Source organism: Silvanigrella paludirubra, assembly GCF_009208775.1.
GTDB classification, from domain to species: Bacteria; Bdellovibrionota_B; Oligoflexia; order Silvanigrellales; family Silvanigrellaceae; genus Silvanigrella; species Silvanigrella paludirubra.
In genome coordinates this window covers 182,611-194,739 of the sequence record NZ_WFLM01000005.1, presented here as the reverse complement: position 1 = coordinate 194,739, position 12,129 = coordinate 182,611, and the positions used below count along the sequence as shown (strand labels likewise).

Below are 12,129 nucleotides of genomic sequence, written 5' to 3'. Positions count from 1 at the left end.
TTTCTTGAAAACAGAACTTTTTTTGATACCTATTGCCGCGGTTAGCGACAGTCTTCGTGTTTTGGTTACCAAAGATCCTATGAGTGAAAGACAGACTTTTCCAAGTATTTCTCTTAAGCAAGATCTGCATTTGCATGGTGGAACGCGTCGTATTTTAAGTGATCTTCTTTCAAGTTCCCATTTGGCCGATTTAGAAACTTGGTTTAACTCAGCTCGTTGTAAAGATCGTATTGTTGATGTCTATGATCGAGATCTTCTTTTTGAACAAGTTCAAAGCATAGCAATTGTTCGTGCGATTGCTCTTCCACAAGAGTTTTCCGCAAATGCAAAAGGGATTTGGCTTGATGCAGAGAATCTTTTTTCTCAAGATTCCATTTTAGCTCCAGATAGCAGGCTTTTTTTGAGAGAATGTCTTAACCAAGTGCCTTTGTGGGTAAAAAATACAACTTTTACTTTTGAGCTCTTGTCTCAAGTTTTTTCTATCCAAGATCTTCGTTTGCTTGTAGGTATGCTTTCCAATCAGGAGATTGATCCAGGAAACTTTCACCGTCGTTTAAAACGTCTCGATATTTTACGTCCCCTTGTGACAGGCCAGCAACGTGTTCATAAATGGGAGTTTGCTTGGGAAAAGAGCGATATTCTTGGGGCTGAAGGGCTTATTCCTTAAATATAAGGCATTTTCTTGTTTAAAATATAGCATAACGAGCTGACGTAAAAAAAGTATAAAATTTTTTTCAAATCGACTTGACCTCTCTTCATTGATTATGTAGACACACTTTCACAAAGAAGTTCCTCAGTAGCTCAGTGGTAGAGCAAGTGACTGTTAATCACTTGGTCGGGTGTTCAATCCACCCCTGGGGAGCCATTTGTATCATCGCCTCATCTTAAAACTCCCTTTATTTAGTAAAATCAATACTTAAAATATCAAAAGCGGATATGAATTTATTTTGCTCAGTTAAAGCATTTAACTTCATTTTGGAAGGTTCTTTTTGCCTCTGTCATTTAACTGCTTATAACTCCCTTTTTAGTCTCTTAAGACCCCTTATTTCAAGTTTATAATCCTTAATGGAAAGATCTGAGTCTTTTTGAAGTGCAAAGGCATTCCTGGGAGAATAAAGTGAAAAAAATTTTAATTGCAGATGCGAGTAAAGCCAGTTTAGTGATGACAAGCGAGGTTTTTAAGGATCACTATCCAGGAGTTCAAGTTCTTGTCGCTAGAACCTCTGCAGAGGCTCTAGAGATAGCAAAAAATAATGAGGGCGTAGATGCTTATGTGATTGATTACGACTTGCCTGATGCTGATGGAGCCCAAACTGCGGCACGGCTAAAAAAGCTTTATAGCACCCCTGTTCTTATCACTGCTTTTGATCGCCCAGAAGTGTCTTCTTCTATTGAAACAACGCTAAAACAGTATCCTGACTGCCAAAGTTGGCTAAAAAAACCAGTAAATCCCGAAGTGGTTATTGCTGTTGTGCAAAGGTTTTGTGATGGTAAAATTAGAACGCAAAAAAGAATTGCTTGTAATTTACCTGTATTTGCAGAGATTATTTTAGAAAATGAAAGCTTGGAAGCCTATCAGCAAATTATAACTCCACAAAAACTAAAAAAAGAAGCATCCAAAGATTTAGATAAAAAGTCTCCAAAAGGTGGTAAAGTAGTTAAGAAAATAGCTACCAAAAAAGAAATTCAAAAGTCGATTCCTATTTATTTTTGTGGAGTTGTTGAGGATTGTTCATTGAGTGGTGTTAAGTTGAAACCAAGTAAGAACAATAAAACAGGTTTAACGGATTGGAATCATTTATTAGCAAGCATGGAATTTATATCTTCAGGTAGTTCTGTTATTTTAAAATTACCTTCCCCATCAGATATTGAAAATGGAAAAATGGTTGAAATGACTAAGGTTGTTTTTGTTTCAAATGAAATGGAAAATGAAAACAATTTGCTTTCAGAAGACTCTCCAAAGAAAAAAGGAACAGGGAAGTCGGTAGTTTCTGAAGCTCCGAAAAGTAAAACCTCACAAAAAAATGCCCCCGCATTATCTACATTGTCTGCGGTAACAAAGAAAAAAATGACAGAAAAAGAGCTGGGGGATAGAATTCAATCGATGACTGGAAAAGTTGCGTGGACGAGCTCGGAGTCTGGAGAATGGTGTTTAGGGGTCGAATTTGAAAGCCCTAGTTTATCTAAAAGGCTTTTTGAAGCCATACTTTCTTTTCAGTTAAAGCAGCAGAAAAATATTACAAATCAGTCGGTCATGAAGACATCCAGAGCGGGATAAGTATTTTTTTCCATAGCATTGAACCTCTTAATCTAGAATAAGTAAGGCATATATCCGTTTTTGTCAAATTTAGGAAATTTCATAATTAAAAAAATAAATAATTTGTAATTCATTTGTTTTGTTTTTATTATTTAAAATATAGTTATAATTTTTATGTAACAATTTAATTAATTATTAAATAAATAATTTAAAATATGACAAAAATTTTAATTGAAATTTAATCATTTCATGCTAATTTAATGTTTAATTTTGTCAATAATTATATTTAATAAGTATAAATATAGATAAATATTACCAAAAATAATTTTTTTCTTAACTTAGTAAAGAAGATGATATGACGATAATTAACTATATTTGGATAGGTCCACCTTCTTCAGAAATATACTCCTTAGAGGCGAAAAATCATGATGTAAGTGGTGTGATAAAAATGCTTAATTTATTACAAAAAAATAAAATACAAACTACTGTTTATTTTTGGTGTTTAGATGAATATGAAAAATTTTATTCTTTTGTCTTTAAGAAATATCAATTTGTAAAAGTAAAAGGAATTAAAAATTATTGACTCATTGCTTTTAGAAGCAAAGTTAGATTATACGAATAGAGTTAAATATTATATTACAATAAAAGATCTCATGTCACTTTGTGTTACATACTATAAAGGTGGCTATACAATTGATACTAATGTAATTCCTACGGATAAATTTGTAGGATATTTTCCAGAATATCAAAATTTTAAAATAGTAAATATAAAATCATTAGGTAATTCAGGACATAATTATAGCGAATTATACAAATATAATTATTTTAGAAAAACAAAAATAGTTACTGATGTAATGTATGCTCAAAAATACAATTCTTTACCGCCAAGTAAATTAAAAAAATGGGTGGATGATAATCAAGAATGTTGGCTTATGTATAGCCCTAAACAACATGCATCAGTAGACAGTGCATTAAATTCATATCTTTCCTTATTTAATCTAAAAACAATAAAAACAAATTATACTCATTTAATAATATCAGCTATTATGACTGGTGTTTATTCAATAAATAATTCAATTGAAATTAATAAAAGTACAACATTTACAGTAAATATATCGATTATTAATGATATTGCAAGATTAGTAGTTGATGAACTCAATCTTGAAAAGAATTATTATGGAACACATAAATAATAAGAAATAATGAAAACGTTTTTATCATTCAAATTTATTAGAGTGATAAAAACAAAAGCTAAATATTATTTTTTTAAATTCTCTAAGGAAACAGCATTTTTAACTACTTTTTCTGCAATTTCTGCAAAACGAATACGAACTTGATTATTTTGTTTTGTAGTTAAAGGAGAACCTAAGTCTCCTGCTTCACGAATTTCGGAAATAAGAGGAATGTGGCCAAGTAGTGGTACTTCAAATTTTCCTGAAATTCTTTCTGCTCCTCCTGATCCAAAAATATGAGATTCTGTTCCGCAGGATGGGCAAGTAAAGGTAGACATGTTTTCAACGACACCAATTATAGGAACATCTGTCTTGCGGAACATGGCAATTCCTTTAACAGCATCAAGCAGAGCTACATTTTGTGGAGTTGTTACAATGACTGCGCCTGTAATTGGAATACTTTGAACAAGAGTTAATTGAGCGTCACCCGTACCTGGAGGTAAATCAATAATTAAAAAGTCTAAATTTCCCCAGTCGACATCCCAAAAAAATTGTTGAAGAGCTTTCATTATCATGGGACCGCGCCAAATAACTGCCGTTTCTTCAGGAGCAAAAAAACCAAAAGACATTACTTTTAAGCCATGGGCCTCTGGTGGAATAATTTTATTATTTTCATTTACAAGAGGATCTTGATGTAAATTAAGCATTGTTGGAACGCTTGGTCCATAAATATCGGCGTCTAAAATACCAACTTTGTAACCTTGATTATGTAATCCAATAGCTAAATTCACACTAACCGTGCTTTTCCCAACTCCACCTTTCCCACTTGCGACAGCAATAATTCTTTTAACTCCCTGGATAGGTTTCTTACCAGATGGAGGTTTCATATCAGGGGCGGGTTTTGCGGCTGAATTTTGAGGACTATGGCTATGATTCGTGTGATTTTCATTTGGTTTTGATGCTGGAGTAGACGAAGCGGATTTTTCTTTTCTTTCAAAGTAGATTGAAAACTCACTTTCACTTGTATCTTCTTTCAGCTGGTTTCGGATAAACGTCTCTATCTCAGTTTTAGCCGATAAATTCAGTCCATCTGAGTAAAAGCGGATTTTTAATTTTCCTGAGTCGTTTTCAATGGAATGAACCCGATCTTTCCAAAAAAAATCTCCAAGCTGATTTAAAATAGAAGAACTCAAGGCGTGTTCCAAATTTTGAACCGCCTCCAAACTAATTGTATTTGATTTTATTGTCATTTTTTACCAGACCTGCTCTATGCCCTTAACTTCAGGGACTTTGTCCATAAGCATTTTTTCAACACCTTGATACAAAGTCATAGCGCTAGAAGGGCAATGAGAACAAGCCCCTACGAGTCTAACTTTTACAATTCCGTCTTCTACGTCAATGAGTTCAATATCTCCGCCATCGGATTGAAGAGCGGGACGAATTTGTTGTTCTATAATTTCTTGAATTTTTGCAATCATTTAAAAAAACCTTTCTAAAAGAGGCCAACCTTGCATGGTTGAAGATTGTTTCTGTATAAGCATAGTATCTGAACTTACTCGGTCAAGGGGGGCTTGATAGAGTATTTTGAGTAACATCATATACTATAGTAGGATAAATCAATTTGTTTTTTATAAATCATTATTATTTAAAGAGAATATTTAAATTGGGAAAAATGTTCAGAAATGTGATTTTTACAGCATTTTTAGTTACTCAATTCTCTTCAGCCAATGCTGATGAAAGTTTTGAATTATCAGAGCGTTGGAAGCTGCTATATGGTGGTGTATTGAAAGGGAATTTTAGAACTGCTGGGGAAAACCTTCAAATAAAGAATATTCCAAACCAAAACTTAGATAATCAAGCGTCTAGTTCAGCAGCATTTAATACAGATGATATTTCATTGAGATTGGGATTAGATCTAAAAAATACTTTTACATTGTATACAAGAGTAGACTACAACTGGCAAAAAAAGTTTCGCTATGATCTCTACCCTAAAAGTTATACTGAAAGAGAATTTCAATTAAGAGATTTATACCTAAATATTCCTTTAGATAATAATAATGAAAATTCAATATGGTTGGGAAGACGAACTTTTGAATTTGACAACATTTATTTATTTCAGGTATCAAATCCATTTGATCAAATTGAACTTCAAGGAATTGGTTTTGAATCTAAAGTATTTCAAGTATCCTTTTCAGTAAATAAAGAATCTGTTTATACAACTGCAAAAGATAATAATGGGATTCAAATAAATGATTCTAACGGAAAAGCCTCTTTATTTCAAAACGATGACTGGGTTGGAACGGCATTTCTTTCTGGTAAATTTTTATTATCAGAAGGAAAAATATTTCAACCTATTGTTTCTTTAAGGGCATATCAAAGTTTTCCTAGATCAAGTCCTGAAGGCGTAAATAAAGATAAAGTAACATTCTCTTCTTCATTAATAGTTGGTGGCATTTTTTCTAGACCTTTGTCCAATGGTTTAAAAGGAACAACAACGGTTTGGTTTACTTCCTTGCCTGCAGATAAAGACGCTAAACCAGAAAGCACTACGATAAAATCGGCTTATTATGGTGAAGGGCGAATACCTCCAAATTATCCTCAGAATACAATTGGTTTTGCAGATTCTTCTGAATATTTTATTAATAAATATGGAGGAATTCTTACCGGGATTATATTATTAAATAATACTTATGCCTCTGATTTACCATTATTACATATATCAGATAATGGTAAATATTTAGAGTCAGATGGAAAAAGCACATCAAGAACTACCAATCGTATTAGTTTAGGTTTACAACCCGTTCTTTATTTACCAAATAGTTTTCAATTAGGTTTAGACCTGAACTATAATTACGTAACAAAAAAATTATTATTAAATGATGCAAATTCTTATGTAATTACCCCAATCCTAAAATATTCATTTGATGGTGAGTTAAAAACAAATAAATATATTTTTATGAGTGTTAGTTATGGAGTATATGATTGGAAAATAAAAACATTTTCTGATGGGTCGCAAACAGACACTTTGTTAACAACACAAACAGGAATTCAATTTGTGTTTTAAATTTTAAAGTCTAACTAAGTAAGATAAAGTTACATTTAAATTGTTTTCATTTATTTCATGAGATAGATCCATAATTCCAATCCCACCTTTAAAACCATTTAAATCTGTGAAAAAAAGAGGGTTAAAAAAAAGAATAGTTCCTATAATATCTGATGACGATGAAACCTGTACTCCAAAATTTGGTTTAAAAGAATATATTAAACTTCCAAATATACCGATTGGTGTTATATTGGCATTTGGTTGTTTATCACTATTTTGTTTGTAAAATTTTGAAGTATAAAAACGCCCTGTACCAGCACCTATTGTAACTAATAATAAACTACTAAAAATAGGGATTAATTGGGTTGAATTTAAAAAATAAGAACCATAAGAGTTTTTATCTCTTCCATTCGAAATAAAATTTTCTATACCGATTGAAATAGAATTATTTAAAAAAAATTGTTTATGTAATTTAAATCCATAATGTGAATCGTGAGCCATTCCCTCTCCACCAAAAGGGTTCGTGCTACCAATACTAATATTGCTGTCTAATCCAATAAATTTTTCTGAATTACCTAAACCAAAGCCGAATCCTGCTATTGGATTTAAAGGTAATCCTCTGTGTTTTGAATCTGCAATAAGAGAACTTCCAAAATAAAATTCTCCAAATTCTGTTCCATACCCAAGAGGAACACCAATATTTCCTTTTCTTGATTCATAAGAGGAATGTTTTGATATATCATAATTCATATCAATTAGAAAAGTATTTAAAACGGAAAGACTTAAAATATCAAATGATTCAATTAAGTTCATAATTTATTCACTGTTTTTAGTTCAATTGTTTTTAGATGAATATAATTCTAAAAAACTTTTTCCAATATATTTTCTATAACTAGGAAGTCCGGTGAAGTCAATAAAATCGGACACTTCATAAATTCTTTCATACATTCGTGCGCCAATTCTTTCTAATAAAGAAACATTCCAAAAAGATTCATGAACAGGTACGTTTCCTTGGCTAGCATTTACTTTACCTTCACGCCAAAAATCATTTACTTCTTTATTTATTGTTCTTGGAATATCTTTATCGTCATATTTATAATTAGGCGGTAAATAATTTGTCGTTAAAATAGTTATTTTTCTAGCATTATATCTAGAATTTATAAGATCATCTAGTTTTTCAAGTTGCCATTCATTTTCATTACGACCTTTTCCTAGTTCGTCGATAATAAGAATGTCAACTTCTCTAAGTTCTTTTAAAATACTTTCACCAGAACGTTTTTGCTCATATTCTGCTTTAATTTGATTTAGTAAAAACTGAAAATCAACAAATTTTCCAGAAAAACCATAGTCAATAATAGCCATTTTTAAAGCAGAAACTGCTAATAATGTTTTTCCTGATCCAACTGGTCCAAATAAGGTTATAAAATATTTTTGATTTTTACTAAAATTACTTAAAGAGCTAGAAGCAACTTGCGTACAAAAATTAACAATTTTTCTAATGTTTTCATTTAATTTTTTAGACTGATTTTCATTTAAGTGATCGTCTTTTAATGAAGTAATATCTGCTTCCATATACTTACTAGGAATATCAGCTTTGTTTAATAAGGTAACGAGTCTTTCTGTGTGTGTACAAGAACAAGAGTTAGGACAAATTTCTTCTGTTTCATGTTCGAACTCACCTTCATTTGTTTCAAACAAATGTACTTTTGAAAGAACTCTATGACCTGTTCCCTCGCATAAAGCGCAATGCAAACGAGGATTGCAAGCTGGGCAAACAGCAAAACGCAATCCATTTTGAGTTCGCTCTATATAAATAGGTTCGCTTGGTTCATTGTCTTCAATTTCTTCGTTTTCATTATCATCGGAATCATCAATTGAATGGGAATATTCATTTTTGCCACATCTGCAAGAGTGGATTTGATTTTTTATAGGAGAAGAATCATTTTCTTCTTGCTCTTGTTCTCTTAATTCAGCTAAATTTTGTAATGAAATAAAAATTTCTTCAAAAGAACGATTTGCACTCATGTTATTCCCCTAAGTTTCATTTGCCTTTATTAAGATAGAACGAACTCTTCGAGATAGAGGTAAAAAGGAATTTGGAAAGTGTTTTGATCTTTGTTTGCAATCTTCAGCATACTCAATCATTATTTGTGCGATGAACTCAGGTTTAATACCTGAATCCTCCCAAGATTTTAAAATATCCAAATCAGCAGATGATAAAGACATTCCTCTTCCGCGTAATTCAAGAAATAAATGAACTAACATGGAATACTCAAAATCCTTATCATCAAGTAAAGAAGTCATATAAAAAGTTTTCTTTAAAGAATACAAATTTAATTTAAAAAATGAGAGAGTCGTATTAATTAAATACGACGTCCCATTCTCCAAGCAAAGCTTGCTGTGTTTCCAAGTTCTTCTTCAATACGAATGAGTTGGTTGTATTTTGCAATACGATCCGTGCGTGAAGCGCTTCCTGTTTTAATTTGGCCTGAGTTTGTAGCAACAGCGAGATCAGCTATAAAGGAGTCTTCTGTTTCTCCACTTCTGTGAGAAATAATAGTTGTATAGCCATTCACCTTAGCTAGTTCAATAGCTTTTAATGTTTCTGTTACAGTTCCGATTTGATTTAATTTAATAAGAATAGAATTTGCTATTCCTTTATCAATTCCTTTTGCAAGTAATTTAGGATTTGTAACAAATAGGTCATCACCAACAAGTTGAATTTTCTTACCAAGTCTATCTGTTAATAATTTCCAGCCTTCCCAATCATTTTCATCGAGGCCGTCTTCAATACTCACAATAGGATATTTATTGCAAAGATCTTCATACATATCTACCATTTCAGCAGAAGATTTTTTAACGCCTTCGCCTTCTAAATTGTATTTTCCATCTTTGAAAAATGAGCTTGCAGCTACGTCAAGAGCAAAACTAATTTGCGTACCAATTTTGTATCCTGATTTTTCAATAGCTAATTTTAATAATTGAAGAGCTTGTTCATTGCTATTTAAATTAGGAGCAAATCCTCCTTCATCACCAACAGTTGTAGCCAATTTTTTTTCAGTTAAAACTTTTTTTAGATTATGAAAAATTTCAACACCAGCTCTCAAGGAGTCGGAGAAATTATTAAAGCCATGTGGTACTAACATAAACTCTTGAAAATCTACATTATTGTCTGCATGAGCTCCACCGTTAATAACATTCATTAATGGAACTGGTAATGTTTTTGCAAAAGTACCACCTAAATAACGGAATAATTGTAGGCCAGATTCTTCTGCAGCTGCTTTAGCGCAAGCCATGGATACAGCTAAAATAGCATTTGCACCAAATTTAGATTTATTTTCAGTGCCATCTGCTTCAATAAGCAAATCATCAATTGCTGCTTGTTCTGAAACATCAATTACACCTTCTAATAATGGTGCAATGTGTTCATTTATATTTTCTATCGCTTTTAAAACGCTTTTACCTTGATAATATGATTTATCACCGTCACGAAGTTCACAAGCTTCGTGTTCACCTGTACTTGCTCCAGATGGTACGGAAGCGCGTCCTACATAGCCTTCTGTTGTTAAAACTTCAACTTCAACAGTAGGATTTCCTCTAGAATCTAAAATTTGACGAGCGCGAATAGCGTCGATTAGTGACATAAGTACTCCTTTTTTTGATAAAAAAATAGGCAACACTGCTCCCCTACTTTCCAAACTGTTATGCTACAAATTCTATTCCTCATCAATAGATCAACAAATTCAGATAAGGTAATGCCGATTATACGCTAGCTTTATTACAATTTTTTAGGTCGGCTATTGACTTGTACAATGATTTCCTTATATTTAAGTAACAGGAGCATGCAGAACTTCCATTTTAAAAAAAACAAGCGCCAATTTTGGCGATTAAAATGGGCTAAGCATTTGGCTCTTGTTCTTTTTTCTCATAAAGGAGGCGTACCCTATGGCTAAGCCAGAGACAGTTTCTACTAGTCAAATGATTGCGAATGTTGCAGCTAAATTCGATCAACTTCCTAAGAAAATAACAAAAGAAGTGATCGCCGATTTTCTAAATACTGTTGAAAGTGAAGTAGCTTCTGGCAAGAAACTTCGCATCGATAAAATTGGAATTTTACAAGTTAAAGAGCGCGCTCCACGCATGGGTCGCAATCCACAGACAGGCGAAGAAATTAAAATCCCAGCTTCCAAAAAAATTGCATTCCGCGCAGCGAAGTCACTAAAAGAGCAAGTAACTGGCTCACGTTCTCCATCTAAAGCAAAAAAAGCAGCGGCAGCTACTCTAGCTAAAAAGAAAAAGTAATATTTTTCTTTTTTAAAAAAATGAAAGCAAGCTATTTCTAGCTTGCTTTTTTTATAAATAATTTAACACAAAATAATAAACGGTTGTTCCAAGAATCATGCTAACTAAAACAGATCTTATCGTGCAATAGAAAAGCACAGAAGAAGCGCATGCTATCCAGCCATTAATGAGATAGTTTGGATCAAACTCTTTGAGTGAGTCAATTGAATGGATTGTCAAAATAGCCATTAAACAAACTGGGAGATGTGAGCCTGTTTTTTTTATAAGTTCATTCTTTATATTTTGGAAAAAAATAAAAGGAACAACTCTTGTAAGATATGTGACTAAACTCATAATAATAATTGCTGAAAGGATATAAGTTTGATACCTATCAAATGACATCTTTTTCCTCGGTATTGTCGCTTAAAAATATCCAAAAATAGATTATAAAAAAACTTGTTAGCATACTAAAAAATAATATTTCTTGAACACCAATAAATTTAAAGAAAATATAAGTAAGAATTCCTGTAGAAAGAGAATATATATCTTTATTAGCTTTAAATGAATCTACTGTTAGTATTGCAAACAGAGCAACAAGTGAAAAAAATAAAAAATTTATATCAAATCCTGATATTTCTTTATGAAGAAATATTCCAATAAATGTACCAATAATCCAGTAAATATGGCAAAGAATAACAATTGTAGCTTCGTATTTTCTATTATTTATTTTATTTTTTGAACTTATAATAGAAAAGCATTCATCTGTAAGTCCAAAAATAAGATATCCTTTTAATATTTTATTAACTTTAAATTTATCTAAAAAAGCAATACCATAAAATATATGCCTTAAATTCACTAAAAAAGTTGCAATTGCAATGCTAAATAGTGAACCATGCGCTGCCAAAATAGGTATAGCAATAAATTGAGAAAACCCGGCATAAACCATGGCGCTCATTAAAATACCATAAAACCAATGTACATTTAAACTTTGAAAAAGTATGCCAAAGGCACCTCCAAGTAATAAATATCCAAAAGCTGTTGGTTTGCTATCTTTTAACGCTTCAATTATCATTTCATATTCCTAATAAAAAAACTAATTTTTATTATTATATAAATAAAATGAATTTTTACTGATATAAATAAAAAGAAAAGATTGTATTAATTCAAATATTGGAATTTTTTTTTTAAAAAATGATAGCATATTTTTGCAGCCTTTCTAAAAAACATTAAAAATATCGGAATTGTTAAATATTCCAAATTTTAATACCCTTAAATTGTTTGTTATAATAAGTCAATTATTTTATTATAAAAATTATTATCATATTATACATAATAAATTTAAGCATATCATATTTGATTTAATGCTAATTTACGAA

Annotated in this window: 14 protein-coding genes and 1 tRNA gene; 7 read left to right on the top strand and 8 right to left on the bottom strand. The window is 31.5% G+C overall.

What is annotated here, in order from left to right; genetic code table 11:
- Window positions 1-4 precede the first annotated feature (4 nt).
- The 5 genes from GCL60_RS14175 to GCL60_RS14155 all read left to right on the top strand — a co-directional run bounded on the left by GCL60_RS14175 (window position 5) and on the right by GCL60_RS14155 (window position 3,450).
- Window positions 5-667 carry an NrtR DNA-binding winged helix domain-containing protein gene (locus tag GCL60_RS14175; protein ID WP_153421334.1) on the top strand — a complete coding sequence of 221 codons (663 nt, stop codon included), beginning with the start codon at window positions 5-7 and terminating at the stop codon, window positions 665-667.
- A 123-nt stretch (window positions 668-790) separates the two neighbouring features.
- Window positions 791-865 (top strand) — tRNA-Asn (locus GCL60_RS14170).
- Window positions 866-1,090: 225 nt separating this feature from the next.
- Window positions 1,091-2,278: a response regulator gene (locus GCL60_RS14165; protein ID WP_153421333.1), complete on the top strand. Its 1,188-nt coding sequence runs from the start codon at window positions 1,091-1,093 to the stop codon at window positions 2,276-2,278.
- A 334-nt stretch (window positions 2,279-2,612) separates the two neighbouring features.
- Complete coding sequence (locus GCL60_RS14160) at window positions 2,613-2,840, top strand: hypothetical protein (RefSeq protein ID WP_153421332.1); 228 nt, start codon at window positions 2,613-2,615, stop codon at window positions 2,838-2,840.
- Between the two features lie 70 nt (window positions 2,841-2,910).
- Entirely contained in the window at window positions 2,911-3,450 is a 540-nt protein-coding gene (locus GCL60_RS14155; protein WP_153421331.1) for a hypothetical protein, read from the top strand.
- Window positions 3,451-3,515: 65 nt separating this feature from the next.
- Here the strand turns inward: GCL60_RS14155 and GCL60_RS14150 are convergent, their stop codons facing one another.
- Window positions 3,516-4,679: an Mrp/NBP35 family ATP-binding protein gene (locus GCL60_RS14150; RefSeq protein WP_202614034.1), complete on the bottom strand. Its 1,164-nt coding sequence runs from the start codon at window positions 4,677-4,679 to the stop codon at window positions 3,516-3,518.
- Between the two features lie 3 nt (window positions 4,680-4,682).
- On the bottom strand, window positions 4,683-4,907 hold the full coding sequence (locus tag GCL60_RS14145) for a NifU family protein (protein ID WP_153421330.1): 225 nt from the start codon (window positions 4,905-4,907) through the stop codon (window positions 4,683-4,685).
- A 194-nt stretch (window positions 4,908-5,101) separates the two neighbouring features.
- Between GCL60_RS14145 and GCL60_RS14140 the strand changes: the two genes are divergently transcribed.
- Entirely contained in the window at window positions 5,102-6,493 is a 1,392-nt protein-coding gene (locus GCL60_RS14140; protein ID WP_161998226.1) for a hypothetical protein, read from the top strand.
- Window positions 6,494-6,496: 3 nt separating this feature from the next.
- Here the strand turns inward: GCL60_RS14140 and GCL60_RS14135 are convergent, their stop codons facing one another.
- From GCL60_RS14135 to eno, 4 genes are read right to left on the bottom strand one after another with little or no spacing between them, the layout of a single operon-like run.
- Window positions 6,497-7,285, bottom strand: a complete 789-nt coding sequence (locus GCL60_RS14135) for a hypothetical protein (protein WP_153421328.1) — start codon at window positions 7,283-7,285, stop codon at window positions 6,497-6,499.
- Window positions 7,286-7,306: 21 nt separating this feature from the next.
- On the bottom strand, window positions 7,307-8,497 hold the full coding sequence (locus tag GCL60_RS14130) for an ATP-binding protein (RefSeq protein ID WP_153421327.1): 1,191 nt from the start codon (window positions 8,495-8,497) through the stop codon (window positions 7,307-7,309).
- A 9-nt stretch (window positions 8,498-8,506) separates the two neighbouring features.
- Window positions 8,507-8,776, bottom strand: a complete 270-nt coding sequence (locus GCL60_RS14125; RefSeq protein ID WP_153421326.1) for a hypothetical protein — start codon at window positions 8,774-8,776, stop codon at window positions 8,507-8,509.
- A gap of 59 nt (window positions 8,777-8,835) precedes the next feature.
- Entirely contained in the window at window positions 8,836-10,116 is a 1,281-nt protein-coding gene (eno, locus tag GCL60_RS14120; RefSeq protein ID WP_153421325.1) for a phosphopyruvate hydratase, read from the bottom strand.
- A gap of 301 nt (window positions 10,117-10,417) precedes the next feature.
- Between eno and GCL60_RS14115 the strand changes: the two genes are divergently transcribed.
- The gene (locus GCL60_RS14115; RefSeq protein ID WP_153421324.1) at window positions 10,418-10,774 is read left to right on the top strand and encodes an HU family DNA-binding protein; all 357 of its coding nucleotides are present in this window, start codon (window positions 10,418-10,420) and stop codon (window positions 10,772-10,774) included.
- Window positions 10,775-10,825: 51 nt separating this feature from the next.
- On the opposite strand, the gene GCL60_RS14110 is transcribed toward GCL60_RS14115, so the two are convergent.
- Complete coding sequence (locus GCL60_RS14110) at window positions 10,826-11,155, bottom strand: branched-chain amino acid transporter permease (RefSeq protein ID WP_153421323.1); 330 nt, start codon at window positions 11,153-11,155, stop codon at window positions 10,826-10,828.
- A complete protein-coding gene (locus GCL60_RS14105; protein ID WP_153421322.1) occupies window positions 11,145-11,825 on the bottom strand; it encodes an AzlC family ABC transporter permease in 681 nt (226 codons plus the stop codon). Before GCL60_RS14105 ends, GCL60_RS14110 begins: the two co-directional genes overlap by 11 nt.
- Between the last annotated feature and the right edge of the window lie 304 nt (window positions 11,826-12,129).